The sequence below is a fragment of the Streptomyces sp. NPDC004732 genome, from assembly GCF_040609235.1.
Classification (GTDB): Bacteria; Actinomycetota; Actinomycetes; order Streptomycetales; family Streptomycetaceae; genus Streptomyces.
On record NZ_JBEXJR010000010.1, the window covers coordinates 295,632 to 322,277 of the forward strand.

At 72.6% G+C, this 26,646-nt stretch carries 18 protein-coding genes; 12 read left to right on the forward strand and 6 right to left on the reverse strand.

All coding sequences use genetic code 11. The features are described 5' to 3' along the window. Nucleotides 1-204: 204 nt before the first annotated feature. The 5 genes from ABZV77_RS30125 to ABZV77_RS30145 are packed head-to-tail and all read left to right on the forward strand — an operon-like array spanning nt 205 to nt 8,351. Nucleotides 205-1,965 (forward strand): serine protease, encoded by a 1,761-nt coding sequence (locus ABZV77_RS30125; RefSeq protein WP_356263395.1) that lies wholly within the window; start codon nt 205-207, stop codon nt 1,963-1,965. Next, on the forward strand, nt 1,962-4,496 hold the full coding sequence (locus ABZV77_RS30130) for a tetratricopeptide repeat protein (protein ID WP_356263398.1): 2,535 nt from the start codon (nt 1,962-1,964) through the stop codon (nt 4,494-4,496). The genes ABZV77_RS30125 and ABZV77_RS30130 overlap by 4 nt, the downstream gene beginning before the upstream one ends. Continuing rightward, complete coding sequence (locus ABZV77_RS30135) at nt 4,445-5,908, forward strand: vWA domain-containing protein (RefSeq protein ID WP_356263400.1); 1,464 nt, start codon at nt 4,445-4,447, stop codon at nt 5,906-5,908. Before ABZV77_RS30130 ends, ABZV77_RS30135 begins: the two co-directional genes overlap by 52 nt. Next, the gene (locus ABZV77_RS30140; protein WP_356263403.1) at nt 5,905-7,077 is read left to right on the forward strand and encodes a hypothetical protein; all 1,173 of its coding nucleotides are present in this window, start codon (nt 5,905-5,907) and stop codon (nt 7,075-7,077) included. The genes ABZV77_RS30135 and ABZV77_RS30140 overlap by 4 nt, the downstream gene beginning before the upstream one ends. Continuing rightward, nucleotides 7,074-8,351, forward strand: coding sequence for an alpha-glucoside ABC transporter substrate-binding protein (locus ABZV77_RS30145; protein WP_356263406.1), 1,278 nt, complete (start codon nt 7,074-7,076; stop codon nt 8,349-8,351). Before ABZV77_RS30140 ends, ABZV77_RS30145 begins: the two co-directional genes overlap by 4 nt. Nucleotides 8,352-8,371: 20 nt before the next feature. On the opposite strand, the gene ABZV77_RS30150 is transcribed toward ABZV77_RS30145, so the two are convergent. Further along, complete coding sequence (locus tag ABZV77_RS30150) at nt 8,372-10,222, reverse strand: DMT family transporter (protein ID WP_356263409.1); 1,851 nt, start codon at nt 10,220-10,222, stop codon at nt 8,372-8,374. Nucleotides 10,223-10,334: 112 nt separating this feature from the next. Further along, nucleotides 10,335-12,725: a D-alanyl-D-alanine carboxypeptidase gene (locus ABZV77_RS30155; RefSeq protein ID WP_356263412.1), complete on the reverse strand. Its 2,391-nt coding sequence runs from the start codon at nt 12,723-12,725 to the stop codon at nt 10,335-10,337. Nucleotides 12,726-12,944: 219 nt separating this feature from the next. Between ABZV77_RS30155 and ABZV77_RS30160 the strand changes: the two genes are divergently transcribed. The 3 genes from ABZV77_RS30160 (at nt 12,945) to ABZV77_RS30170 (ending at nt 15,375) form a co-directional block, all read left to right on the forward strand. Beyond that, nucleotides 12,945-13,709 (forward strand): GPP34 family phosphoprotein, encoded by a 765-nt coding sequence (locus tag ABZV77_RS30160; RefSeq protein ID WP_356263415.1) that lies wholly within the window; start codon nt 12,945-12,947, stop codon nt 13,707-13,709. Between the two features lie 354 nt (nt 13,710-14,063). Then, on the forward strand, nt 14,064-14,921 hold the full coding sequence (locus tag ABZV77_RS30165; RefSeq protein WP_356263417.1) for a helix-turn-helix transcriptional regulator: 858 nt from the start codon (nt 14,064-14,066) through the stop codon (nt 14,919-14,921). A gap of 244 nt (nt 14,922-15,165) precedes the next feature. Next, nucleotides 15,166-15,375 (forward strand): DUF397 domain-containing protein, encoded by a 210-nt coding sequence (locus ABZV77_RS30170; RefSeq protein ID WP_356263420.1) that lies wholly within the window; start codon nt 15,166-15,168, stop codon nt 15,373-15,375. Between the two features lie 114 nt (nt 15,376-15,489). On the opposite strand, the gene ABZV77_RS30175 is transcribed toward ABZV77_RS30170, so the two are convergent. Beyond that, nucleotides 15,490-16,365: a hypothetical protein gene (locus ABZV77_RS30175; protein WP_356263423.1), complete on the reverse strand. Its 876-nt coding sequence runs from the start codon at nt 16,363-16,365 to the stop codon at nt 15,490-15,492. A gap of 78 nt (nt 16,366-16,443) precedes the next feature. Here ABZV77_RS30175 and ABZV77_RS30180 point away from each other — a divergent pair, with 78 nt between their 5' ends. Both ABZV77_RS30180 and ABZV77_RS30185 read left to right on the forward strand, forming a co-directional pair. Continuing rightward, the gene (locus ABZV77_RS30180; RefSeq protein WP_356263426.1) at nt 16,444-17,238 is read left to right on the forward strand and encodes an SDR family oxidoreductase; all 795 of its coding nucleotides are present in this window, start codon (nt 16,444-16,446) and stop codon (nt 17,236-17,238) included. A 244-nt stretch (nt 17,239-17,482) separates the two neighbouring features. Next, on the forward strand, nt 17,483-19,042 hold the full coding sequence (locus ABZV77_RS30185) for a sodium:solute symporter family protein (RefSeq protein WP_356263429.1): 1,560 nt from the start codon (nt 17,483-17,485) through the stop codon (nt 19,040-19,042). A gap of 139 nt (nt 19,043-19,181) precedes the next feature. Here the strand turns inward: ABZV77_RS30185 and ABZV77_RS30190 are convergent, their stop codons facing one another. Continuing rightward, a complete protein-coding gene (locus tag ABZV77_RS30190; protein WP_356263432.1) occupies nt 19,182-20,669 on the reverse strand; it encodes an MFS transporter in 1,488 nt (495 codons plus the stop codon). Nucleotides 20,670-20,809: 140 nt separating this feature from the next. Here ABZV77_RS30190 and ABZV77_RS30195 point away from each other — a divergent pair, with 140 nt between their 5' ends. Continuing rightward, complete coding sequence (locus tag ABZV77_RS30195; RefSeq protein WP_356263435.1) at nt 20,810-21,247, forward strand: MarR family transcriptional regulator; 438 nt, start codon at nt 20,810-20,812, stop codon at nt 21,245-21,247. A gap of 7 nt (nt 21,248-21,254) precedes the next feature. Here the strand turns inward: ABZV77_RS30195 and ABZV77_RS30200 are convergent, their stop codons facing one another. Further along, entirely contained in the window at nt 21,255-22,373 is a 1,119-nt protein-coding gene (locus ABZV77_RS30200; protein ID WP_356263438.1) for an ADP-ribosylglycohydrolase family protein, read from the reverse strand. Nucleotides 22,374-22,609: 236 nt separating this feature from the next. Next, nucleotides 22,610-25,003, reverse strand: a complete 2,394-nt coding sequence (locus tag ABZV77_RS30205) for a tetratricopeptide repeat protein (RefSeq protein ID WP_356263440.1) — start codon at nt 25,001-25,003, stop codon at nt 22,610-22,612. A gap of 214 nt (nt 25,004-25,217) precedes the next feature. On the opposite strand from ABZV77_RS30205, the gene ABZV77_RS30210 reads away from it, so the two are divergent. Then, entirely contained in the window at nt 25,218-26,624 is a 1,407-nt protein-coding gene (locus tag ABZV77_RS30210; RefSeq protein ID WP_356263443.1) for an FG-GAP-like repeat-containing protein, read from the forward strand. Nucleotides 26,625-26,646: the final 22 nt, after the last annotated feature.

Below are 26,646 nucleotides of genomic sequence, written 5' to 3' on the forward strand. Positions count from 1 at the left end.
GCCCTCTCCGCGCTCTCTCCGTGCTCTCTCCGTGCTCTCCCTGTGCTCTCTCCGTGCTCCGAGCGTGCGCGGTCCTGCTCCCGGCTCCCCCCGGACTCCCCCTGCATCCCCTTGCAGCCCAGGAGCCTTTGGCCGTGCCCGCACCTATTCTGAGGAGACATGGAGGGGGATGCGGGAACCGCGGACGGGGGCGTCAACTCTCCTATGGACCATTCGAGTTGGCGGGTCCGGCTGCGGCGCTGGGCGGCCTCGGGCAGCGGTGACGTGCTGGGCGCCGGGGTGCTGTTCGGCACCGGCCGGGTGCTCACCTGCGCCCATGTGATCCGCGATCCGGCGACCGGGCTGCGGCCCGACCGCGTGCAGGTCGAGTTCCCGCTGCTCCAGGGCCTGACCAGGACCCCGCACCGCACCGCGACCGTGGAGGCGGGCCACTGGGTGCCCGCCTTCGGCAAGGCACAGGGCGACCTGGCGGTCCTCGTCCTGGACGACGCGGCGCCCCTGCCCTCGCCGGTCGCCCTGCACCGCACGCTCGACTACCGGGGCGCCACGGTCCTCATCGACGGGTTCCCCGAGCACCAGTCGGGCGGGCAGTGGCTCACCGGGGTCTGCAGGGGGCCCGGCGGTGAGGGCGACGAGCGGGTGCAGATCGACCTGACGGGGGCGGGCTCCGGGCAGGGACTGCGGGGCGGGTTCAGCGGGGCGGGCGTGCGGGAGGAGGGCACCGACCGGCTGCTCGGCATCCTGGCGCAGGCCGACGAGCGGGGCGAGCGCGGGTACATGATCCCGGCGGCCACCGTCGCCAAGTACTTCCGGCGGTTCGCCGAGCGGCACGTGACCGGGCCGCACGCCATCCCCGGCCACCGCGTCGTCTCGGCCGACGCCGCCCGCACGGCCCGCCCGCACGGACTGCAGCGCACCGTCACGCGCTGGCTGAACGGGGACGCGGACGCCTGGGACACCGAGGTCCTCTTCATCGCCGAGGACGACGACCGGGCGCGACAGGCGCTGTACGTCGTCCTGAACATGGCCGACCGGGAACAGTCCCCGCAACTGGCGGTCCGGCCCGTCGAGCCGGGCGACGTCCCGCACGACGGCGGCGCCTCGTTCGACGGCAACGACTCGCTCCTGTCCCGCGCCGGTATCGCGCCCCGCGTCGGCAGCATCGGCCTCGTCCTCGACCTGGAGGGCGTCGCCCTCGACGACCCCGGACGGCCCGAGCTCCGCGAGGCCCTCGCCGTCCTGCGGCACGAGCTGCGCCACGCGGGCAGGCGGCGCACGGCCCCGCGGCGGCGCCCCGCCGTCGCCGTGCTCTACGCCGACCGGTCCGCCACCGAACCGGCCGCCGCGGCCAGGGCACTCGGCGAACTGGCCGACTCCGGGGCCAGGCTGCTGCTCGTGGTGCGCTCCAGCACGCACGGCTTCACCTACGCCCTCGCGGAGAAGCTGCTGCCCGCCGAGCGGGCCGCGCAGTGGCTGCAGCGGATCGGCACCCGCGTCGACGCGCTCGCCGACGCCGAACGCAGCGCCCGGCGCCTGTTCCACCGCGTCGAACCGCACGTCGTCGACCCGCCGGTCGCCACCGGGTACGCGGCGCGGGCCGCCCTGTGGACGGTCCAGCTCAGCAATGAGCTGCGGCCGCTGACGGGCCGGGGCGGACCGCGCTTCCTGGAGAAGCTCTCGTACGCCGAACAGGCCGTGGACACGTATCTGTTGCGGGCCGAGCGGGCCGAGAGCGAGTTGCGCGGGGTGCTCGACGAGCACCTGCGGCTGCGCGGGCTGCTCCGCGACCACCTGGCGCGGCTCGCCCGGCGCGGTCTCGCCGAGCACCCCGACGCGGTGGGGCCCTACCGCGCGGCGCAGCAGCTCCTGCTTGCGGGGCCCTGCCCGCTGGCCGACGCCGAGCGGGCGGTGACGGCGTTCGCGCGCGTGGTGCGGCGGCTCGCAGAGGCGGACGGTGACGCGTGACGCCGGTCAAGACCTGCCCGCACCCGGGCTGTTCGGGCACGGTGACGCCGACCGGGTACTGCCTGGCAAGCGGCGAGCGCCTCGATCCCGAGACCGGGCTGCACTCCGCCGTTCCCGAGGGGGCCGTGTTCCCGGCGCCTGGCACGGGGTCGGGAGGGGGAACGGGGTCGGAAGCGGGGGCGGAACTGGAATCGGGTCCGGAGTCGCCGTCGCCGTCTCCCTCAGCACTCACACCGGCCCCCGCCCCCACACCCCCGTCCGTCCAGGAGCCGTCCTCCCAGCAATGGATCGTCGGCCCCGGCATCACCGCCAACCCGCCCCGCCCCGCCCGCGTCGCCCTTCCCCCGGAACACCCCGACCCCACGGTCCTGCCCGAGATCACCCTCCTGGACCGCGCGGACAGCGACGACGGCGATCCCGCCGCCCCCGCCGCCCTCAGCGGCCTTCCGCTGCCGCCCGGCACGCTGCTCGCCGGGCAGTACCGCCTGGTGCGGCCGCTCGGCTACGGAGGGATGGGCGAGGTCTGCCTCGCCCACGACACCAAGGTCGACGACCGCGCGGTCGCCGTGAAGATGCTGCACGCCGAGCTCGCCGCGGACTCGTACAGCCTCCTCGAAGGCGAGCGCAAGGAGCTGGTGGAGCTCAACCACGACGGGTTCATCCGGGTGTTCAACTACGGGCACCACGCGGGGGTCGGTGACTTCCTGGTCCTCCAGTACGTCGACGGGCTCAACCTCGAAGAGGTGCGGGCCCGCGCCCACGAGCACCCCGAGGAGTTCGGCGGCACCCGCTTCCTGGAGTTCGTCCTCGCGTACGGGGTGCGGATCCTGGCCGCGCTCGCGCATCTGCACGCCCCCGAGCGCGGCAAGGTGTACGGCGACCTGAAGCCGCCGAACGTCATGCACGACGGCTCCACCACCAAGCTCGTCGACGTCGGGAGCGTGCGCCGCGCGGGCGCGCCCGGCCTCACCACCGCCCTCTACCGCGCGCCCAGCGTCGGCGCCCACGGCGAATCCGCCCCGCAGGACGACCTGTTCAGCCTCGGCGAGACGCTGCGCACCCTGTGCGGGATCGGGGCGACCCGCCACGACCTGGCGGACCTGGCGGCGCTCGCCCCGCTGGACGACGCCACCGGGGACCACCGCGGGCTCGGCCTGGTCTCCCTCGCCAGGGCGCTGCGCCGCGCCACCCGCACCGCGCGCGCCGGACGCTTCGCCACCGCCCGGGAGATGGACGACCAACTCCGCGGTGTATTCCGTGAGTTGCGGTCCCTGCGGACCGGCGTGGAGACGTTCGAGCCGTCGCCGCTCTTCCTGCAGTCCGCGCACGCCCTCGACGGCGGGCTCGGCGCCGCCCCCGAGGTGTCGCGCTGGGCCGCCCCGCCGTCGGCACCGCGCCACCCCGCCCCCGACCCGGCCGAGGTCGCCCGGCGCCTCCCGGTGCCGCGCCCCGATCCGGACGACGACCACCACGGCGAGCTCAGCAGGCTCGGCGACGACGACCCCGAGGCGCTGCTCCAGCACACCGGCGACTGGCGGGACTCCCCCGAGGTGCACCTACTGCGGTGCAGGCTGCGGATCCGGGTGGCGCTGCGGCGGGACGACGGGGAGCTCACCGGCGCCGAGACCGCGCTCGCCCTGGCCGAGGACGCCATAGGGCCCGCGTACGGACCGCACGACTGGCGGCTCGACTGGCACCGGGGGCTGCTCGCGCTGGCCCGCTCCCGGGTGCCGGAGGCCCGCGGCCACTTCGACCGGGTGTATGCCGCGATCCCCGGTGAGTACGCGCCGAAGCTGGCCCTCGGCTACTGCGCGGAGCAGCTCGGGCGCCGCCACGAGGCCCTGACCTTCTACGAGGCGGTCAGGCTGCGGAACCCCTCGCTGGGCAGCGCCGCGTTCGGCGCCGTCCGGGCCCGGCTCGCCCTCGGCGGCCCCGCCGCCCTCACCGACGCCATCGCCGCGCTGGACGCGGTCCCGCAGCACTCCCGGCACCGCACAGCGGCCCGCACGGCCGCCGTGCGCATCCGCGTCGACCACGCGCGGGACGCCGAAGGGCTCGGCGCGGCCGTGCGCGCGCTGGCCCAGCTCTTCTCCGCGCACGGCCTGACCGACGAAGCGTCGCGCGTACGGATGAAGGCGGAGGTGTGGGGCGCGGCGCACCGGCTGCTCGGCGAGGAGGCGGAGCCGGGGACCGGGCCCGACTCCGGCGCGGACGGCCCCCGCATGACCGCCGCCCAGCTGCGTGCCGTCGCCGCGCGCGCCGATCCGCTGCTCGAATTCCCCGCCGACGGACGGGCGTTGCGCACCGACCTCTCCCGCTTCTACCGGGTCCTTGCCCATCAGGCGGCCCGGGACGCGCCGTACACCGACACCGATCCCGGCGTCGGCCCCTGCATACCGCTCGCCGAGATCCTCCTGGACCGCGCCTACGCGGTACGCCCCTTCGGCCTCCGGCACACACGATTCGGCAAGGACTTCCCATGGCTGGGCAAGAAGATCAGGAACTGGCCGCCTCGGTCGGCCTGGAGGTGAGCCAGGTCGTCGAGCTGCCCCGCCCCCGCACACCGGGCGGGCAGGAGACGGCACGGATGTACGCCGTCCTCACGGTGACGGTCCGCAGACCGGGCGCCGCGCACACCCCGCCCGCCGCCAGCGTGCGGGACCCCACGGGCACGGCGGGGGCGGCCGGGGCGGCCGGGCCCCGGCTCGCGGAGGTCCTGCTCATCGACCACTCCTCCTCGATGGTGATGCCGCCGAGCCGCCTCGCGGCCGCCCGTGCCGCCGCCGTCAGCGCGCTGGCCCGCATCCCGGACGGCGCACTGTTCGCCCTGGTCGCCGGGGGCGACAGGACCGCGATGATCTATCCCAGGCGGCCCGGCCTCGCCGTCGCGCACGCCGAGTCGCGGGCTGCCGCGGAGGCCGCCCTGCACGACACGACGCCGGGCGGCGGCACCGCGATGGGCACCTGGCTGGAGCGCGCCCGGCAGCTCTTCCGTGAGCTGCCCGCCGCGGGCGACGGCGGCTGGGTGCGCCATGCACTGCTGCTCACCGACGGCAAGAACGAGCCCGGGTACGAGACGCGCGCGGAGCTGCACGAGCGCGTCGAGCGGTGCGCACGGGCCTTCGCGTGCGACGTCGTGGGCATCGGGGACGCCTGGGAGACCGATGAACTCCTGCTCATCGCAAGGACGTTGGGCGGCCGCACCCGCGCGGTGGCGGATCTGACGCGGCTCCCCGACGAGCTGGCCTCGCTCGCCGGGCGGGCCGCCGACCGCGACGTCACGGGGCTGCGGCTGCGCCTCTACCACCGCGCCGGGGTACGCCCGCACTCCTTCGAGCAGGTCCACCCCACGCGGGTCGCGCTCCGCCCCGACCGCGTCGACCTGTCCGGCGTCGGGACGGGCGCGGGCGGCCCGGTCCAGGAGTACGACCTCGGCCCGTGCGGCGAGGAGACCCGCGCCTATCTGCTCTGCGTCGGCGCCCCCTACGACCCCGCCCAGCTCGGCAAGGAGCTCCTGCTCACGGAGGTCGAGCTAACCACTGCGGGCACTGCGGGCCCGGCGGCACCGCGGCTGCCCGCTCCCCAGCCCGTGCTGATGCGCTGGACCGACGACCCGGACCTCTACAGCCGCCTCGACCCCCAGGTCGCCCACTACCGGCAGGAGGAGGAGCTGCACCGCACCTTCGAGGAGGCCTGCGCGGAGCTGAAGCTCGGCAGGCGCGCGGCCGCCGAGACGCTGCTCGGCACGGCGTGGCGGCTCGCCTCCGAGGCGGGCGACACCGCCATGCAGGACCATCTGCGCCGCCTGGTCCGCGTCCGCGAATCGGCCGGTGGCGCCGTCGAACTCCGGGACCGCATCGCGAAGTTCGACGTGGAGGCCGCCCGCATCCAGTCCAGCACGACCGTCCTGCCGGGACCCCGCCCGCCCGGCGCCGCCCGGTGACGGCCCCGTGGCGCGCCGCCCCGCTGCTCGCCGCCGACGCGGTGCGCGCCCTGCGCCGGTACGCCTGGCCGGTGCCGCTCGCCGAACACCCCCGCAACCGCGGGTACTTGCGGGACCGGCTCGTCGCGCTTCCGCTGCTCACCGTCGTCGTGGCCGTCGCGTTCGGGTGGGCGTACGCGGACGTCCGCGAGGACTCGGCGGTCCTGCGGGACAGCTTCGTGCCCGCGCTCGTCGGGCTCGCCGAGGCCGAGACGTCCCTGCGCATCGCCGACCGCGAGGCGGCGGAGAGCCTGGCGGCCGGGGAGGCCGTGCAGCTCAGCGGGATGAGCAAGCGCTACACCACGCGCACCACGCGGGCCGTGCAGCGCCTCAACCAGGTGGCCCGCAGCGGCGCCCTGACCACCGTCGAACGCCAGGAGCTCGACGTGGTCTCCGGGCTCGTCGTCGACTACGGCACCTGGATCACCTTCGCGCAGAACAACGTCGGCGACCCCACTCTGCGGGCCGCCGGACTCTCGTACGCGCGCAGCATGCTCTGCCCGCCCCCGGGAACCGCGAAGAAGACCGACGCGGACGGCTATCCCCGCTGCCGTCCCGACAGCGGCGCGGGAGCCGACGCGACCTCCGTCGTCGACCGCATCGCCGCCCTGGAGGACCGGCTGCGCGACAGGCTCGCGGACCGGGCGGCGCCGGGCGGCCGCGTGATCGCCGCGGGAGCCGTCTCCGCCGTCGCCCTCCTGCTCCTCGCGTTCGGCCTGTGGCGCACCCAGCTGTTCCTGCACCACCGGCTGCACCTGTACGTCAGCCTCCCGCTGCTCGTGGCCGCCCTGCCGCTGCTCTCCGTGCCGTTCCTGACGACCGACGCCGTGCTCGCCCACCGGGCGCAGCAGCGCGTGGTGTCGACGGCGGCGGACCTCGCCGAGCGGACGACACCGGCGATCGAGTCGGCCCGTGACGAGAAGCCGTTCGGCGACCCCGATCCCCTCCTGATCTCCCACCTGGACGAAGACGTCCGCCACGACCTGTCAGAGGGCCGCATCGCCTCCCTGGACGGGGTCGCGCCGTGGGTGACGCCCGCAGGCCTGCTCTGCGCGGCCCTGACCGGTGCCACGCTGCACGCCTACCGCCGCGAGTACGTCCTCATCTCCCGCTCAGGAGCCACCCCATGAACCGCCGCACGCGCCGCCGCACCGGCCGGTCGCGCACCGTGTTCCGCGCCTTCCTCGCGACCTGTCTGCTGGCCGTCACCGCGGGCGCCTGCGGGGACGCGAGGCCCCAGACGCTCGTGGTCCTCGGCCCCTGGACGGGACCGGAGGGCAAGGCCTTCGAGGCGATGCTGCACCGCCTCGACGACGGCACCGGAAAGTCGTACACGTACAAGGGCACGCGTTCCCTGCGGGAGACGCTCGGCGCGCAGCTGGAGGCGGGCGGCCCGCCGGACGTGGCGATCCTCAACAGCATCGGTGAACTCGTGGAGCACGCCCGCGCGGGCCACCTCGTCCCGCTCGGCCGCGCCGCCACCGCCCGCGCCTACCCGCCCTGGGCGCCGCGCCTCGACGTGGACGGCGGGCGCCGCACCTACTGGGTGCCGCTGAAGGTCGACCTGAAGAGCCTGGTGTGGACCAAGGAGAGCCGTCCCGCCAAGGCCCCGAAGTGGTGCGTGGGCCTGGCCTCGCAGGCCACGTCCGGCTGGCCGGGCACCGACTGGATCGAGGACATCCTGCTCCACCAGGAGGGCCCCGCCACGTACACGCAGTGGGCCACCGGGCGGCTCCCCTGGCGCGACCCGCGGGTCCGCAAGGCCTGGACGACCTGGGCCGCGCTCCTCGGCGACCGCTCCAAGGCGTCGATCGACCGGTCCCTGACCACGTCGTACGTGGGCCCGCGCGGCCTCCTGGACTCCCTCGGCCCCCGCTGCACGCACGAGCACCAGAGCGCCTTCATCCGCTACGTGTACGCGCACGAGCGGGTCCGCGTCGACCCGGCGGCGGGCTATCTGGGCGGCGGCGCCGAGTACGACGGCGCGTACGAGGTGGCGGGCGACATGGCCGCCGTGTTCAGTGCCGACCCGGCGGCCCGCGCCCTCGTCGACCGGCTGTCGGGCCAGCGGGCCCGCAAGCTCTGGCGGGACCGGGCTGCGGACGGGCTGCAGCCGTTCTTCCCCGACGCGACCGACCCCCAGCCGACCGACGCGACGGGACGGCGCATCGCGGGCATCCTCACCGGCAGGGCGCGGACGCTCTGCTTCGACGCCTCCGACGTGCTGCCGCCGGGCGTGCGCGACGCGTTCCACCGGGCCGTCCTGGAGTACTTCGGGGACCCGAAGGGCGACCGCCTCGACGAGCTCCTGCGCCAGCTGGACACCGTACGCACGGAAGCCGCCGAGGACGCGGCCCCGGGGCGCCTGCCCGAGTCCGGGGTCTGCGCCCCGCCGGGCGGCTGAGGGCCAGGCCCTCGCCCCCGTCAGGGGCTCAGCTCCTCCGGGCAGGGCGTGCCGCGGGGCAGCTGGTAGGGCGAGCCGAGCCGGTAGGTCCCGGCCCTCGGGGCGAGCAGCTCGACCCACTTGTCGCCCGCCTGGTCCTCCCGCGCCTCCGTCAGACAGCCGTTGGCGTTGTCGTACTTCTTGGGGCGCTTCTCGTTCAGCTCCCGCTGCCGCTTGGACGCGTCGGTCTCCTGCGGCGCCTTCATGCCCTTGCCGTGGGCGTCGACGATGCTCAGCCACGGCGAGTACGGGATGCGGATCAGGATGCGGCCCGGCTTGTCCACGCGCAGGGTCATCTCGCCCTGCTCGGCACGCGTCACGACGGCGTTCGGTTCGGCGAGTGGCCGCGGGTCGGTGACCTCGTACAGCTGCCAGTTGGAGTCGACCCACACCTTCTTCAGGTACGGGAGTCCGTCCGTGATGAGCTGCGCCTCGCGCTTGCCGCCGTCGCCGTCGGGCTCGCCCTTGGGGAGCGCCACGTAGTGCACGGACCAGCGCTGCAGCCACTCGTGGTAGTTCGCGGAGTTGAGGGTGTCGTCGTAGAAGAGCGGGTTGCGCTCCATGTCGGCCTGCCGGTTCCAGCCCCGTGCGAGCTGGACGTACGTGGGGAGCGCGGACGCCTCGCGGTGGCTGCGGGCCGGCACCACTTCCAGGCGGCCCTTCGCGGCGCCCTTCTCCTTCAGCTCGTTCACCAGGGGCGCGACCTCACGCGTCCAGGAGGCGTCCGAGCGGGTGTGCACGATGTCGTCGACGGCCTTGTAGCCGATCCAGCCGGTGAAGCCGACGAAGGCCACGATGATCACGTACCAGGTACGGGACTTCGGCACCGCGTACGGCAGCGCGGCGATCAGCGCGACGCCCACGAAGGACATCGCGAGGCGCGAGATGTTGGAGCCGATCTGCGAGCTGATGAGCCAGACGCCGAGCACGAACGCCGCGTACACGGCGGTGGTGATCCGTACGGTCTTCCACTGCTTCGGCACCACGAAGTAGACGATGATCGAGCTGATCAGCGGCAGCGAGGCCGAGCCGAACGACATCGGCTGCGTGCCGGAGAACGGGAAGAGCCAGGCGGAGAGGCCCACGACGATGGCGGGCGCGATGCCCAGCGCGTAGGCGCCCGGGTAGCGCTTGCTGAGGAACAGCGCGACGGCGACGAGCCCGACGAAGAGGCCCGCCACCGGGCTGCCCATCGTCGCGAGCGCCGCGAACGGGGCGGCGACCAGGGCCTTCGCCCACCGCTTGTAGCGCCAGCGGTGCGGCCAGCAGAAGACGGCGGCGACGGCCGCGAGCGCGAACATCTGGCCGAGGCCGTAGGTCACGCGGCCGGACACCGCGTTGGCGAGCAGTGCGAAGATACCCGCGGCGACCGGCCACAGCAGGCTGCCCTTCACCGCACGGCTGCGCATGAGGATCATCGTGAGCAGCGCCGCGGAGACGGTGCCCGCGATCATCATCGTGGTCCGCACGCCGAGCACCGACATCAGATACGGCGAGATCACGCTGTACGACACCGGGTGCATGCCGCCGTACCAGCCGAGGTTGTACGCCGACGCGGGATGCCGCCCGACGAACTCGGCCCAGGCGTCCTGCGCCGCGAGGTCGCCGCCGCTGTTGGCGAAGACGAGGAACCAGACGACGTGCAGCACGGCGGCGACCGCCGTCGTGATCGTCACCGGGTGGCGCAGGAAGCGCTTCTGCCACGGCTCCGCGGACCCGTCCCCGGTCCCGCCGCGCTGGGCCGGCAGCTTGATCCGCCCACCGGTGCGGGGGCCGTCGCCCTGGTCAGGCGCGGCGGCTTCGTCGGCGCGCGTCGGCTCCGCTGTGGCCACTGGAGGCTCTCCCCGTGTCGTCCATGTTTCCGGAGTACCCCGGGTCCCCGAGCTTGTGACGCTAGCACGCACGCGCGAGGGGAGGCCCGTGGCGGGCCTCCCCTCGCGGGGCTCAGCCGACCCGGGTCAGCTTGGCGCCGAAGCCCGGTTCGCTGAGGTCCTTCTGCAGCGCGACCGGCACCTCGACGGCGTCGCCCTTGCCGTCGCCGACGTGCAGCACACCGACCTTGGTGCCTGCCTTCGCCGTGTTCGGAATGGTCTTGCCCTTGATGTCGTCGAGCTGCAGCTTGACGGTCAGGCCCGACCAGCCGACCGCGGAGACGTCCTTGGTGGCGACGACCGGAGTCGTGCCGCCGAGGCCGTCGTCCACATTGCCGACGACGTCGCCCTTCTTCACGATCGTCTTGGCCTTGAGGGCATCCTGCCCGGCCGCGATCAGGTCCTTGGTGACGTTGGTGACCTTGTCGATGTTGGCGACGCCGTCGGTGCCGTACTGGCCGAGGGCGGCGCCGATGATCGTCTGCCTCTTGCCGTCGATCACCTTCTCCGCGGCGAAGAGGATGTTGCCGCCGGCCGCGGTGGTGGTGCCGGTCTTGATGCCGATGGCGACGGTCGGGACGAGCTTGAAGAAGTTCGTCTGCTTGTCGTTGTTGAGGTCCGTGTAGCTCGGCTGGCGGGAGATCTCGTTGAAGACGGGGTTCTCCATGGCCGCGCGGCCGAGCTTCACGAGGTCCTCGGCGGTGGAGACGGTCGTCTTGTCGAGGCCGCTGGGGTCCGTGTAGTGGGTGTTCTTCATCCCCAGCTCCTTGGCGGTCTTGTTCATCTTCGCGACGAACTCGTCCTCGGAGCTGCTCTTGGTGTCCCAGCGGGCGAGCAGCTTGGCGACGTTGTTCGCCGACGGGAGCATGACCGCCTGCAGCGCCTCGTACTCGGTGATCTTCTGGCCCTCGGTGACCTTGACGACCGACTCGTTGGCGGGCTTGCCGGTCTCGTAGTGCTTCTGCGCGGCGGCGTCGACGGGGATCTTCGGGCCGTCCTTGCCCTTCTCCAGCGGGTGGTCCCGCAGGATCAGGTAGACCGTCATGACCTTCGCGATGCTCGCGATCGGCACGGGCTTCTGGTCACCCGACGTACCGAACGTGCCGATGCCGTTGACGTCCATCGCGGCCTGGCCGTCGCTCGGCCACGGCACGTCCGGCTTGTCGCCCTCGAACGACACGCTCTCCTGCGCGGTGAGCTGCAGGGTGGGCGTCGGCAGCGGCCGCACAGCCTGTACGACTGCAAAGACGACGATCAGGAGCAGGACCAGCGGCGTCCAGATCTTGACCCGGCGCACGGCGGTACGGACCGGGGTCTCCGGCGGCGGCGGGGTGTTGGTCAGCTCGGCGAGCAGGTCGATCGGCGGCTTGGGCGGCAGCGGCTGCTGGGTGGTGCGCTCCACCGGTGGGGGCACGGCGGGGCCCGCGGGCGCGACGGGGGCCGCGGGGGCCGCCTTGGCCTTGGGGTCCTTGGGCGCGGCCTTGGGGGCGACCTTGGGCTCCGCCTTGGACGGCGCCTTCGACTCCGGCGCTGCGGCCGGTTCGCCCTTGGGAGCCGTCTTGGGCGCGGTGCGCGCGGACGGCTCGTCGAGCGGCTTCAGCGCGACGAACTTGCTGGTCCGCTCGGCCTCACCCTCGGGCTTTGCCTTTGCAGTTCCCTTTGCACCCTCGCCCTTGGGGTCCTTGTGATCCCCCAGCTTGAGCATGGTGGTGGGCTGGTCGACGGCCTTGCCGGTGCCCTTCGGGGGCAGGGCCTTGAAGACGGCGGTGGCCTGGTCGACGCCGGTGGACTTGGGGGTGTCCTCGGCTTCTTCCGGGGTGTCCTCGGCTTCGGCGTCGGCTTCGGCGTCGTCCTTGGCGGAAGGTTCCGGCTTCGGGTCCGACTTCGGCTTCGGCTTCGGCTCGTCGGCCGCTTCCGGCTTGTCCGTCGCGTCGGAGCTCTCCTCCGCCGACTCGGACTCGGACTCCGACGCGGACTCGGGCTCCGGGTCGTCGGAGGTCGCGACCCACGCCGCCACCGCGTCCCGCAGCCGCGCGTCGCCGTTCGCCTCCGCCTTGGGCGCGTCCTGCTTGGGAGCGTCCTGCTTGGGAGCGTCCGCCGTCTCAGCCTCAGCCTCGCCCTCGGCAGAGTCCCCTGACTCGGACTCCGACGCGGCCTCGGGCTCGGTCTCGGGGCCCGGCTCCGGCTCCGGCTCGGGCTCGGACGCCGTCCCGAGGTCCGGCCCGGGGTCCGGCCCGTCGGAACCGTCGGAACCGGCCGCCGCCTCGGCGACGTCCTTCGTCGAGAAGACGGCGGTCGCCCGGTCCTCCCGCACCTGCGGCGTCTCGCGAGTCATCGCGAGACGCGGGTCGCGTTCCTCCGGCGCCGGCCCGGAGGTCTCCTCCGGGGTCGGGTTCCCCGACGACTTCCGCTGCTTCGATCTGTCGGGGGTCTCGCCCGCCACCGATGCCTCCTCGTACGCCATGCCGTTTGCCGATGCTGATGCTTGCCGTGTGCTGGCCGTGCGCCAAATCCGGCCGGACACCACTGTCCGAACCGTGTACCAGTGTCCTGTGTGAGGGCTTAACCCCCGTGGTAGACGAGAACGACATACCTACTGGTTCCCGTACAACCCGACCACGCGCTCTCGACAGACCAATGTGAGAGGGGTCACCCTGTCATTCATCCACGCGGGGAGGCATGGATGGGCAGGAGCCGCAGAACAATTCCGGAGGAGCTTCTGCTGCTCGCTTTGGACCCGACCACGGGTACCACAGCGCAGCCGCAGTCGCTCGACCTCGGTCTGGCCGGAGCACAGCTAGTGGAGCTGGCGCTGGCCGGACGGATAGCCCCAGACGGGGATCGTATCGCCGTGGTGATGCCACGGCCGACCGGAGATCCAACTCTGGACTCCGCACTGGAACTGCTGCGCAGGCGCGGCAGCCCGGTTCGGGCGGTCCACTGGATCGGCGGGCCCCGACTGGGGCTCCGTCAGACGTACCTCTCGCACCTGGAGCGGTGCGGCATGGTTCATGCCGTGGCGGGCCAGATGTGCGGGGTGCTGCCGACAACTCGCTACCAAGCGACGGACACGGCCATCAGCCGGGAAATCAGGTCCCGGCTCGATTCGGCGATCCGCACCGGCGTACCGCCGGACCCGCGGACCGCCGCGCTCGCCGCCCTGGCCCATGCGGTCGGTCTCGGCAAGCATCTGTACCCCGGGAACGAGGGGCGTTCATCGCGCTCCCGGCTCCGGGACCTGATCAGGCACGACCCCATGGGCGGCCTCGTGGCGCATGCCGTGATGGACGTTCAGAACGGCGTGGCGGCCCAGCCGCGACGCAGCGCCGCACCCGCGGGTCCCACAGGACCGGGCGGTGGCAGGCAGCAGGCAAGGGCGACAGCGGACCCCGGCGGGGTGCCACTGCAACCGCGCCGCGGATCCATGGCACGCGCCGTCGCTCACTGAGCAGCACAGCAAGCAGCACAGCCAGCAGCACGTTGAGCAGCAAACCGAGCACGGTTCAGCACCACCGCGTCATCACGCACCGCATCACGTAACCGCGCACCACCATCGCGCAACCGCTCAGCACCACCGCACCAGCGCCGCGCCGCAGTCCCCAGACCCGGTTCGGGAGCCGCTGGGCCGCGCGGGGAGTGGGACCGGACCGTCCGGACGACGACACCCCGGTTCCACCGCCCCGCGCGGCCGCCCTCACGTTCGCACATCCGCTGTTTCCCAGCGGTGCCGACCTCGTTGGTGGCACTCTGCTGAGCAGTAGATACGCAAAGTAGAGGAATGCAAGCCGGAGGTGCACGTCCCGTGGCGTCCAATGTCAATCCCACCGTCAGGCGGCGCCGGTTGGGCCAGGAGCTCCGCCGGCTCCGTGAGCTCAAAGGCATGACGGCCGAGGAGGTCGCCGAGCGTCTGCTCGTCTCGCAGTCGAAGATCAGCCGCCTCGAGAACGGCCGCCGCTCGATCAGTCAGCGCGACGTCCGCGACCTGTGCGGCGTCTATGAGGTCGAGGACCACCGCGTCGTCGACTCCCTCATGCAGATGGCCAAGGACTCCCGCCAGCAGGGCTGGTGGCACTCCTTCGGCGACATTCCCTACAGCGTGTACATCGGCCTGGAGACGGACGCCGCGTCGTTGCGCGTCTACGACCCCCAGGTCGTCCCCGGCCTGCTGCAGACCCGGGCGTACGCGGAGGCGCTGATCACCGGCGCGCTCCCGGAGACCACCCCCACGGACATCGAGAAGCGCGTCCAGGTGCGCATGCGCCGCCAGGACCGCATCTCGGCGCCGGACCTGCCGCTGCGCCTGTGGACCGTGCTGGACGAATCCGCGCTGCGCCGCGTCGTCGGCTCCCGGCATCTGATGCGCGACCAACTGGAGCACCTCGTCGAGCAGTCCCAGCAGCCGCACGTGACGGTCCAGGTGATCCCCTTCGAGATGGGCGCGCACCCGGGCCTCAACGGGCAGTACGCGATCCTGGAGTTCCCGGACGCGGCCGACTCCAGCGTGGTCTACATCGAGGGCGTCACCAGCGACCTGTACCTGGAGAAGGCGAACGACGTCCAGCAGTACAGCGTCATGTACGAACACCTGCGGGCCCAGGCACTCAACGTCGAGCAGTCGAGGCAGCTGATCGCGGACATCGCGAAGGACTACGCCCGCTGATTCCCCGCTGATTCCCCGCTGATTCAGGTCCCCCGGGCCCAATCCGCACGAAAGCGCCGCACGGTACACCCTTGTCACGCCGATGCGTAAGTCCCCACTGGAATATGCCATCCGGTTGAGTGAACGATCCCTTCACGCCACGATGTTGGCGAGTAGCGTCATTCACGCCATCGAGCAGCACCGTTGGCGCCCACCGCAGGGATGCGGCGACAGCAACTCAACGACTGGATAGACCGGAGCGGACATGGCGATTCAGCAAGGTACTTCGCACACGTGGGTCAAGTCTTCCTATTCCACCGGAAACGGCGCGTGTGTCGAGGTCAAATCACCGGTGCGGCACGGGATTTCCGTGCGCGACTCGAAGGTCGTGGAGGGTCCGGTCCTCGCCTTCCCCGCCGAGTCGTGGAACGCGTTCGTCGGCGAGGTGAGCAGGGGGGCTGCTGGCCTCGCGTGAGACTGCAGCGCACACCGACAGAGGAACAACCGCATAGGCAGCACCGTTTGAGCCCTCTCGACTGGCCCGCCGTCCCGGCCGAGGGGGCTCGGCCCTTTCCGCGGGCCGCGCGGATCAGCGCAGGGCGTCGACGTACAGGTCCGTGCCCGGCACCGTGGGGATGAACGGCGCCACCAGCTCCACCCGCCCGAGCCCCGACTCCGCGACCGCCTCGTCCCGCCCGGCGAAGTGCGCCTCCCAGCAGTCCCGCGGGTCCTCCTGGAGGAACCAGAGCAGCGTCAGCCGGGTGTCCACGCCCTCGACCTGTTTCACGTACGTCATCCGGTCCCCCGGCAGCGGCGTCGGCCGGAACAGCGTGACCATGGCGGCGGGCGACCCGGCGAGCGCCCGCGGCAGGTGCCGGGCGCGCAGCCATTCGAGCAGTTCGCCGCGCTGCTGCGGCCCTTCGGCGTCGATGACCTCAAGGACCAGGCCCTTGTACGGGTGGTCGAGCGCGTGGAAGTCGCGCGGGCCCGCCGCGCCGTCCCGGTAGACGGTCGCCTCGTGGTCCTGGAAGGAGGTGAAGACGTGCGTGCGGGCCTGGTGGACCCGGCCGTCGCGGTTGAGCCGCTTGTTGATGCCGACGGTCCACTTCATGTGGTCGTCGTAGCGCCCTTCCGTCACCCAGTACGTGGAGAGGTAGCACCCTGACGTGACCGGCTCGGCGATCGCGGACTTGTCGGGGTAGCGCAGCAGTTGGAGCTCGCGCGTGGCCACCCAGCGGCGCCCCGCGTACATCCAGGGCATGGCCATCGCGCCCGCGTAGTAGTGGTCGTCCTCGTACCAGCGGTTGTACGCGAACTCGTGCCCCGGGTGCGGCTCGACCATGGTGATCAGGGCGTGCCCGGGGCGCACGCCGTAGGGACCGACGGCGGCCAGCTCGGCGTAGACGTCGCTCCGGGTGTCCTCGCGGGCGCCCGCGCTGGGGTCATCACTCACGTCTCTCCCCATCCTTCCTCTTCCTTCCTCCGATGCACGCCCATACTCTGACGCCCCGTCAGCAAAACTGCCAGAGCCGGGAGGCGCCCCATGCAGTCGTCGCTCCTCGAGGGAAAGACCGTCGTCGTCTCGGGCGTCGGCGCCGGGCTCGGCCATCAGGCCGCGGCGGCCGTCGTGCGCGACGGCGGCAACGCTGTGCTCGGGGCGCGCACGGCGGCGAACCTCGCCAAGACGGCCGCCGAGATCGACCCCGAGGGCGCCCGCACCGCCCACCTGGCCACCGACATCACCGACGAGCGGCAGTGCGAGGCGCTGGCGGCCCTGGCCCGGGAGCGCTTCGGCGGGATCGACGCGGTCGTCCACGTCGCGGCCTGGGACAGCTACTTCGGCGGCCTGGAGGACGCGGACTTCGCCACCTGGCAGCAGGTCATCGACGTCAATCTGCTGGGCACCCTGCGCATGACGCGCGCCTGTCTGCCCGCGCTCAGGGAGCGGCGCGGCGGTTCGGTGGTCTTCATCGGCACCCAGTCGGCGATCGCGTCGCCCTCGCAGGTGCGCCAGGCGGCGTACGGGGCGTCGAAGGGCGCGCTGACCTCGGCGATGTACTCACTGGCGCACGAGCTCGGCCCGGACCGGATCCGGGTCAACACCGTGCTGCCCGGCTGGATGTGGGGCCCGCCGGTCGAGGCGTACGTCCAGTTCACCGCGCACACCGAGGGCGTGCCGGAGGCGGCGGTGCGGGACCGCCTCACGGAACGCATGGCGCTGCCCGACCTGGCGACGGACGGGGACGTGGCGGACGCGGCGGTGTTCCTCGCCTCGGACCGGGCGCGCTCGATCACGGGGCAGTCGCTGCTGGTCAACGCGGGGGAGATCATGCGCTAGACACAGCCGCGGAGGCACTCGGAAGCCGTACGGGAGACAACTCCCGTACGGCTTTCGCGCGTTCGGCCCCACCCTCTCGCCGGTCAGATACATGAACGCAAGTCAGCAAACAGAACGATTTTACTTGCTCTTGACCTAGCGACCGGTTGTCCCCGACGTGTGCCCGAACCCACGATGAGCGGGCACTTCTGGGCCGCTCTCGTCCCCATCGGCCCGTTCACCAGGCGGACCCCTGGAGGGCCATATGAACAGTCTCGACTGGGCCGTGCTCATCGGCTACTTCGGCGTGATGGTCGCGATCGGCCTGTGGTCCCACAAGCGGGTCGACAACGTCAGCGACTTCTTCACCGCGGGCGGCAAGATGCCCTGGTGGCTGTCGGGCATCTCGCACCACATGTCGGGCTACAGCGCGGTGATGTTCACCGGGTACGCGGGCATCGCGTACACCTACGGCGTGACGTCCTTCGTCACCTGGTCCTTCCCCATCGCGCTCGGCATCGCCATCGGCGCCCGGCTCTTCGCCCCCCGCATCAACCGGCTGCGCTCGCGCCTGCATGTGGCCTCGCCGCTGGAGTACCTGAAGAACCGCTACAACCTCGGCACCCAGCAGGCCCTCGCCTGGTCCGGCATGCTCCTCAAGATCGTGGACGTCGGCGCCAAGTGGGCGGCCATCGCCACCCTGTTGTCCGTCTTCACCGGCGTCTCCCTCAACCAGGGCATCCTGATCACCGGCGTGATCACGGCGATCTACTGCACCATCGGCGGGCTCTGGGCCGACGCGCTGACCGAACTCGGCCAGTTCATCATCCAACTCCTCGCGGGCGTCGCCATGTTCGTGGCGGTCGTCTCCAAGCTCGGCCCGCACGGCGGCTTCTTCGGCGTCTGGGACGAGCCGGAACTCGCGGGCCACGGCAAGCCGCTGGTCGGCCCGTACGGCACGGTCTTCCTGCTCGCGTTCCTGTTCATCAAGCTCTTCGAGTACAACGGCGGCATGCTCAACCAGGCGCAGCGCTACATGGCGACCGCCAACGCGAAGGAGGCCGCGCGCTCCGCGAAGCTCTCCGCGATCCTGTGGCTGGTCTGGCCGGTCGTCCTCTTCTTCCCGATGTGGATGTCACCGCTCCTGGTCGACGCCAAGAAGCCCGACGGCTCGGACGCGTACGCCCTGATGACCGAACAGCTGCTGCCGCACGGCCTGTTGGGCCTGGTCATCGTCGGCTTCTTCTCGCACACCATGGCCATGTGCTCCTCCGACGCCAACGCGATCGCCGCGGTCTTCACCCGGGACGTGGCACCGGCGTTCTCCGCGAAGGCCCGGGCCTGGAACGAACGCAAGGGCCTGATCGCGGCGCGCCTGACCACGGTGGTCTTCCTGGGCCTGTCCATGGCGGTGGCGACGCAGGTCAACTCCCCCGCCTTCAAGGACATCATCACGGTCGTCATCAAGTGGGTCGCCGGTCTGATGGGGCCGATCGCGATCCCGATGATGCTGGGCCTGCTGCGTACGTTCCGCAAGTCCGGGCCGACCGCGGCGCTGACCAGCTGGGCGGCCGGGCTCTTCGCCTTCTACCTGGTCAACTACCCCATCGACGACGCCATCGAGGGCGGCGTCGCCCTCCAGTACCAGGTGTCGATCCCGCTGGCGGTCTCGCTCGTCCTCTACATCGTCATCGGCTACGTGAAGCCCGAGGACACCCCCGAGCGGGATGCGCTCATCGAGCGGATCAACACGGACGACGACGGCTCCGGTGCAGCCGTTGTGCCCTCGCCTTCGCGGCCACAGGACGACACGGTGGCCCCCTAGGGGGCGGGCGCACTGCGCCCCGTCAGGGGCGCGGGGAACTGCGCGCTCAGCACGCGAAAAGCCGCAGACGCGTCTGCCGGGATCCCGGCACATGCGTCTGCGGCTTTTCCGTGGTTGCTCGCGCAGTTCCCCGCGCCCCTTACGGGGCGCCCACGCGCTCCGGCACCGGCGGGGTCACCGGGAGCTGGGGCGTGCGCGGGGCGTGGTGGGCCGTGAGGCCGACCAGGGCCACCGCGACGACCAGGACGAAGGCCGCCCCCGCGATGGCGAAGCTCAGCGTGAACTGGCTCTCCTGCGGCAGCGCGGGCATGCCCGCGGGCAGCGGGATGGTCTTCGACGCGAGCAGCGAGGTGATCATCGCGCTCGCGATGGCGCTGCCGACCGAGCGGGAGATGGAGTTGATGCCGTTGGCGATGCCGGTCTGGTGGGCCGGGACGCTGGCGACGATGAGCGCGGGCATCGAGGCGTATCCGAAGCTGATCGCGAGGCCGATGATCATGCCCGCGCCGATGACGGAGGCGCTGGTGTCGTGCGCGAGGGTCAGCCAGGCGAAGCCGACCACGCCGAAGGCCGCACCGGCCGCGAGCGTGACGCGTGCGCCGATCCTGCGGACCAGGATGCCGCCGAACTGGGCGCCGAGGAGCGAGACGATCGTGGTGGGCAGCAGGTAGACGACGGAGGCGCCGAGCACCGAGGCGCCGAAGCCGTACCCGGCGACGTCCTCGGGCATCTGCACGAGGTACGAGACGCCGATGAACTGGGCGAACATCGCGAAGCCGAGCAGCAGTCCGGCCAGGTTGGTGAAGAGGACCGGGCGGTGGGCGAACATCTTCATGTCCACCATCGGCTCCTTGACCCGCAGTTCGGTCAGGACCCACACGCCCGCCATGACGACGGCGCCCGCGAAGGAGCCGAGGGTGCGGCCGGAGGTCCAGCCCCACTCGTGGCCCTGCGAGATCGGCAGGAGCAGCAGGACGAGGAGCAGCGCCAGCGTGCCCGCGCCCAGCCAGTCGGTGCGGCCGCCGGTCTTCGAGCGCGAGGCGGGGACGGCGAGCACGACGCCCACGAGCGCCACCACGGCGAGGACGACCGCGAGCCAGAACACGCGGTGGTAGTCGGGGTCGGAGCCCTGGGTCAGCAGGCCCGCGCCGACCAGGGCGAGGCCGCTGCCGAACGCCAGGGTGCCGCTGACCAGCGCCATCGCGCCGGGCAGCTTGGCGGGCCTGATCTCCTCGCGGAGCACGGAGAGCGCGAGCGGGAAGATCGCGGTGGCCGCGCCCTGCATGATCCGGCCGACGATCAGCCAGGTCAGGGAGGTCGTGGTGGCGGCAAGCACGGAGCCCGCGATCATCACGAGCAGCACACCGATGAGGGTGGGCTTCTTGCCGTGCTGGTCACCGAAGCGGCCGAGCAGCGGGGTGAAGACGGCGGCCGAGAGCAGGGTGGCGGTGGTCACCCAGCTGACGCCGGCCGTGGTGGCGTCCAGTTCGTTCTGGATGATCGACAGGATCGGGACGACCAGGGTCTGCATCATCGAGACGACCATGGCCGCGAGCCCGAGCACCAGGACGACGGCGGTCTGTCCGGTGGGTTTCGGCGGGGCCGCGTGCTGCTGTGCGTGGGACACGGTGGCTTCTTCTCCAGCTGCTCAACTGCTTGAGGGCCTCGATACTTGAAGACCTCGATACTTGAGTACTTCAAGTAACTTGTAAGAAGGTAAGCCTCAATATTTGAGATCGTCAAGTTTTATGGCGTAAGGTGGCTCACATGCCTGGAACACCGAGCGTCGACAAGGCCCGGCTCATGGAGCTGCTCGCGGTGTCGCTCCGTGCCTACTACGGGGACTTCACGGAGGCGGCGGCGAGCGAGAACCTCACCGCGAGCCAGGGCAAGACGCTGAGCGTGCTGCGCCAGGGGCCCGCCGCGATGCGGGTCCTCGCCCGGACGCTGTCCTGCGACGCGTCGAACATGACCGGGATCATCGACCGCCTGGAGAAGCGCGGCCTGGTCCACCGGGAGCCGAGCCCCACCGACCGCCGCGTCAAGAACGTCGTCCTCACCCCCGAGGGCGAGCGGGCCGTCGACGCGATCCGCGCGAACATGCACGCCACCCTGGCGGGCCTCGACGCACTGGACGCCACCGAGCGCGCCACCCTCCACGACCTGCTGAGCCGCACGTTCGAGGCGGCGACCGCCGAGAACTAGGCGCAGGTCACGCCCGCGGGTAGCGGGCCAGCCAGCCCGGCGAGGAGAGCGCGGGGCCGTGCAGCGCGGGCCCCTGGGTCATCTCCATGGCGAAGTCGTCCGCGATCTCCAGGACGGTGGGGCGGCCCTCCAGCTCCGTGAGCCACCCCGGCGGCAGCGCGGTCTCCCCGTGCAGCGCGCCGAGCAGCGCCCCGCACAGCGCACCGCAGGCCGCCGACGCCCCGCCGTGGTTCACGGCGAGCCGCAGCCCGTGCCGGATGTCCTCGCAGACCAGCGCGGAGTACACGGCGGCGGCCAGCACGCCCTCGGCCGTCCCGTCCGCGACGAGCTCCTCCACGCGCGCCGGTGTGGGCATGCCCTGCCGCACGGCGCCCAGCGCGTGCCGGAGCGCGTCCGTGACGGGCTGGTGCCCCGGGCGGGCGGCGAGGAGGGCGAGGCACCGCTGGATCGCGCCGTCCAGGGACTCCCCGCGGGCGAGCCCGTGCACGATCACCGTGTGGGCGCCCGCCGCGAGGTAGGCGGTGGGGTGGCCGTGCGTCTGGGCGGCGCACTCGACGGCGAGCTGCAGCACGAGCTGCGGCTCCCAGCCGACGAGGAGGCCGAAGGGCGCGGACCTGACGGCGGCCTCGGCGCCGCGCTCGGCCGGGTTCTTCGGGGCGTCGAGGGTGCCCATCACCTCGTCGCCGAGCCCCACCAGACAGGCGCGGGACGGGTTGCGCCGCGAGTACAGCCACTCCTCGCGGGCCAGCCAGCCGTCCTCCTTGCGCCGCTCGTCCGGGCCCCAGTCGCTCTGGGTCGCGGCCCAGCGGCGGTAGGCGCGGTGCAGGTCGGTCGGCGGGTGCCAGGCGCCGGTGTCGCGCCGCACCTGGGCGCGTATGAGTCCGTCGACGGTGAAGAGGGTGAGCTGGGTGACCGCGGTCACGGCGCCGCGTCTGCCGTGCGCGGGGGCGGGCTCGGTGAGCCCCTCGGCTCCGTGCTCCCCGCGTATCTCTTCGAGCGAAAGGCCGTCGACGGGCGCCCCCAGGGCGTCGCCCAGGGCGGCCCCGAGGAGCGTGCCGCGCACGCGGCTGCGGAAGTCCTGCTGCTCGGCGCGGCCCCAGACGCCGGTGGCTGCTGCGGTGCCCATGCGGGCCCCCCTCCGTGCAGTGACATGCCTCGACGCGCCTCGGCCGATTGCGACTTTGCAGCACTGTAATCGACTGGGAACGATCGGTTCAGGCACCAAGTGGTATGCGAAGAGTCGTCCCTGAGGTCGCTTTTGAACGACGTTCACGGGAGCTTCGCAGTCGCTACGAAATCACCGGTTCCGGCACTTCCACGCAACGGGACCGGAAGGCGCCCCCGGCGACCCCCCGCCCCCGGTCAGGCCGTGTCCGCCCCCACCATCCGCTGCCGCTGCTCCCGCGCCCACCCGTACTCCGGGTCGATGCGCAGCGCCTCGTCCAGCGATGCCACGGCCTCCTCCTCGCGCCCCAGGGCCTCCAGGGACAGGGACCTGCTGCCCCACGCCCAGGTGTGGCCGGGATCGAGGGCGAGGGCGGCGTCGTAGGCCGCGACGGCCTCCTCGTGGTGGCACGAGAAGCGCAGGATGTCGCCCCGGTCGCTGAGGGCGCCCGGCGCGTCCGGGGCCGCTTCGTGGGCGCGGTCGAGGTCGTCGAGGGCGCCCCGCAGATCGCCGAGCGCCTGTCTGACGCGCGCCCTGCGCAGCAGCGCCCAGGGGTAGTCGGGCCACAGGTCGATCGCCCGGTCCAGGTCGTCCAGGGCCTCGCGGGGGCGGCCGAGCACGAACTTGGCCTGGCCGCGGCTGCCCAGCGTCAGCGGTTCCCGCGGGTCCAGGGCGTGTGCCCGGTCCAGCCAGGGCAGGGCCTCCGCCGGGCGGCCCATGCGCCGGTACGTCTCGCCGCGGTCCCGCGCCACCCACTCCGCGCCGGGCGCCACCTCGTCGGCCGCCGCCAGGTGACGCAGCGCCGTCTCGAACTCGCCGAGGGCCCGGTGGGTGACGGCGAGGCCGTGGTGGCCCCACGGGTCGCCGGGGTCGATGGCGATGGCGCGCTCGTGGTCGGTGAGGGCCTCCCGCAGCCTGCCGAGGTGGAAGAGCCGCAGGCCGTGCGCGTTGTGCGCGGCCACCCGGCCCACGTCGTCGAGCCCACCACGGGAGAGGAGGAGTTCAAGCACCCGCAGGGCGCCGAGCGCCTCGTCGGCGAGCGCGTCGCGGAGGTCGTCGGACCAGGCCCGCAGGTGGTCCGCGTCCGTGTCATCGGCGGCGTCCGTCACCGCCCGCGCCCACTCGCGGGCCACCGCCGTGTCGAAGCGGCACGCCTCGATCCCCGCGCGGAGCACGCCGGGGAGCGCGGCACGCGGTCCGGCGCAGAGCGAGTGGTACAGCTCGTCGACGCACAACGCGCGCCACTCCGCGCGCATCCAGGGGCGGCCCGGCGCGCCCCTGAGCTCCTCCTCAAGCGCCGCGCGCCGTCGCCCGTACAACTCGGCGAGGCGGGTGTGTCCCGCGCTCCACAGGGCGGGCGCGGTGTTGCGGCGCAGGCGCAGCATCGGGGCGCGCACGACGTCGTGGTAGCGGGCGGTGCCCCGGCGGTCCGGGCTGACGAACGGCATGGTGCGCAGCCATGCGTACAGCTCCACCGGGCCGTCGCCGCCGGTGCCCCGGCCGTCGCCGTCCCGGTCCACGGCGGCCCGCACGATCTCCTCGTCGAGGCGCCTGGGCAGCGCGCAGTCCAGGGCGGCCGCGCGCCGCGCCGGGTCCTGCTCGGCCTTCAGGAACCGCTCCACGGCGGTGGCGCTCGGGTCGCCGACGTCGTCCGGGGCCGTGGGGCCGGTCTCGGCGAGGGTGGAGACGAGCACGGGCAGCCGCCCGGAGAGCCGCAGGACCTCCGCGATCACCGGCTCGTCGACGACGCCCTTGGCCGCGAGCAGGCCGCGCGCCTCGGTCTCCGTGAAGGGGCGCAGCGGCAGTTCCGCGGCGAAGTCCGCGGCGCCGTCCCAGCGGACGGGGTCGAGGGGACGCTGCCCCGCGGTCACCACCACTGCGTTGGCGGGCAGTTCGCCGTACCGGTCCGTCGTCATCACGTCGTGCAGCCAGCGGTCCAGGAACGGCGCCGTCCGCTCGTACGTGTCGAAGAGCAGCACCAGCCACGGCGCGGCGTCGGCGGCCCCGGCCAGCTCGTCCAGGAGCACGGGGGTCAGCGCGCGCTCGGGTTCCAGGGCGAGGCGGGCGTCCTCGTGGCTGCGGAAGCGGGCCCGCAGCCGGTCCGCGCCCAGGGCGACCCGGTCCGTGTCGACGACGCCGGAGAGGGCGCCGACGACCGGCACCAGGCCGAGCCCGACGACACCGGCGCGGGCCACCGCCACGCTGCCCGCCGACGGCACCTCCGGCTCGGGGGCGCGGGCGGCGGCCGCCACGGCCTCGTGGATGCGCTGCCGGTGCGCGGCGAGTGCGCGGTCCAGGGGCTTCATCGCCCTGCCCTGTTGCGCGTACTGCGCGGCGATCTCGCCCAGCGCCCCTGGGAGGTCCGGGACCCCGTCGTCCACATGGGCGACGAAAGCCCCGCACTCCGCGGCGAGTTGTCCCATTTCGCGCACGAGTGAGGTCTTGCCGACCCCCGCCGGGCCCTGCACGTGGAAGAGGAAGCGGTGCCGGTCGTCCTCGGGCGGCACCGCAAAGTTCTCCCTGAACAAACGGAGTTCTTCACGACGGCCCACGAAGGCCGCCCGCCGCCTGCGCCGGATGAGCTCCTGCATGGACACCTTCAGCCGCGCCATCGGCCCCTCCCGCATCCCGTGGACCTCCAGTCTGGCGCAAGGGATGAGCCAGATCGAGGCCGATATCAGGTGAACGGGAACCGAGTTGGGACATAAGCGCGTGTGCACCACAGAAGTCTCTGCGGTGTACAACCTTCTCCGCGGAACGATCGTCTTCCTACACGACCACACAAATTCCCCCACAGGAGGAACAGTGCGCCGCAGTCTCATCACCGCCGTGGCAGTCGCCTCGCTCACGGCACCGATCGCCCTGGCGACCGCCGGTTCCGCGGCGGCCGCGCCCACCCCGCCGAAGGCCCCCGTCACCGACTTCAACCACGACGGCTACGCGGACCTCGCCATATCGGCCCCGGGCGGCTCCAGCGGCAACGCCCCCGGCAGCGTCTCGATCGTGTACGGCTCGGCGAACGGCCCCGACCAGACGCACGCCGTCACCATCAGCCGCGCCACGCCCGGCGTACCCGGCTCCGCCGAGGACGGCGGCCACTTCGGCAACACCACGGCCGCGGCCGACCTCGACGGCGACGGCTACACCGACCTCGTCGTCAACGGCGGCCCGAAGGCCGTCGTCCTCTGGGGCTCCGCCCAGGGCCTCTCCGGCGAGGGCAGCACCGAGCTGGCCTCGAACGGCGCGCGCGTCACCGCCGGTGACTTCAACGGCGACGGCAAGCGGGACCTGGTCACGGCCGAGTACCCGGAGCCCGAGGACCCGATGGACAACGACGACGCGGGCATGACCATCTCGTACGGCCCGTTCAAGCGCGACGGCAAGGCCGCGAGCACCCAGCAGGTCGTCACCAGCCAGACCTTCGGCCCCGGCGACTTCGTCGTGGGCGACGTGACCGGCGACGGCGTCGACGACATCGTCACCAGCCACGGCTTCGAGGAGATGGCCCACAAGAGCCAGCTCTGGAAGGGCGGCAAGAACGGGGTGGCCACCACCTCGCAGAAGCTCGCGCCCTCCCTCGGCGGCGCGGTCGCGGACATCGACGGCGACGGCTACGGCGACTTCGTCACCCGCGACATCGGCACCAGCTTCGAGGACATGCCCTACCAGAAGGGCACCGTCCTCGTCCGCTACGGCTCGGCGTCCGGCCTCTCGGACCGCTCCACGAAGATCACCGCGGACACCGCGGGCGTGCCCGGCGTCGGTGAGGACGGCGACGAGTTCGGCTCCGCCATCAGCGCGGGCGACGTGAACGGCGACGGCTTCGCGGACGTGGCCGTCGGCGTCCCCGGCGAGGACATCGGCTCCACCGCCGACGCGGGCAGCGTCGTCCTCCTCAAGGGCTCCCGCTCCGGCCTGACCGGCACCGGCGCCCAGGCGTTCGACCAGTCCACGGCCGGTGTCCCCGGCGCCTCGGAGAAGGGCGACAAGTTCGGCGCCACGGTCCTGCTCTCGGACACCAACAAGGACGGCAAGGCCGACCTGACGGTGGGCGCGCCCGGCGAGGACGGCACCTACGCCGACTCCGGCGCCGTCTGGCACCTGCGCGGCTCCGCGAGCGGCCTGACCACCACCGGCATCACCTCGTTCGGCCCGGCCGCGGTCGGCGCCCCGGAGAAGGACGCGCGCTTCGGCGACTTCCTGGCGAAGTAGTTCCACCAAGGGGGGCCGAGCG

Excerpts from the sequence above, each read along its gene's own strand:
- ABZV77_RS30205 (WP_356263440.1), bottom strand. The coding sequence starts at position 25,003 with ATGCAGGAGCTCATCCGGCGCAGGCGGCGGGCGGCCTTCGTGGGCCGT.
- ABZV77_RS30185 (WP_356263429.1), top strand. The coding sequence starts at position 17,483 with ATGAACAGTCTCGACTGGGCCGTGCTCATCGGCTACTTCGGCGTGATG.
- ABZV77_RS30195 (WP_356263435.1), top strand. The coding sequence starts at position 20,810 with ATGCCTGGAACACCGAGCGTCGACAAGGCCCGGCTCATGGAGCTGCTC.
- ABZV77_RS30160 (WP_356263415.1), top strand. The coding sequence starts at position 12,945 with ATGGGCAGGAGCCGCAGAACAATTCCGGAGGAGCTTCTGCTGCTCGCT.
- ABZV77_RS30135 (WP_356263400.1), top strand. The coding sequence starts at position 4,445 with ATGGCTGGGCAAGAAGATCAGGAACTGGCCGCCTCGGTCGGCCTGGAG.
- ABZV77_RS30180 (WP_356263426.1), top strand. The coding sequence starts at position 16,444 with ATGCAGTCGTCGCTCCTCGAGGGAAAGACCGTCGTCGTCTCGGGCGTC.
- ABZV77_RS30170 (WP_356263420.1), top strand. The coding sequence starts at position 15,166 with ATGGCGATTCAGCAAGGTACTTCGCACACGTGGGTCAAGTCTTCCTAT.
- ABZV77_RS30145 (WP_356263406.1), top strand. The coding sequence starts at position 7,074 with ATGAACCGCCGCACGCGCCGCCGCACCGGCCGGTCGCGCACCGTGTTC.
- ABZV77_RS30125 (WP_356263395.1), top strand. The coding sequence starts at position 205 with ATGGACCATTCGAGTTGGCGGGTCCGGCTGCGGCGCTGGGCGGCCTCG.
- ABZV77_RS30200 (WP_356263438.1), bottom strand. The coding sequence starts at position 22,373 with ATGGGCACCGCAGCAGCCACCGGCGTCTGGGGCCGCGCCGAGCAGCAG.
- ABZV77_RS30155 (WP_356263412.1), bottom strand. The coding sequence starts at position 12,725 with ATGGCGTACGAGGAGGCATCGGTGGCGGGCGAGACCCCCGACAGATCG.
- ABZV77_RS30175 (WP_356263423.1), bottom strand. The coding sequence starts at position 16,365 with ATGGGGAGAGACGTGAGTGATGACCCCAGCGCGGGCGCCCGCGAGGAC.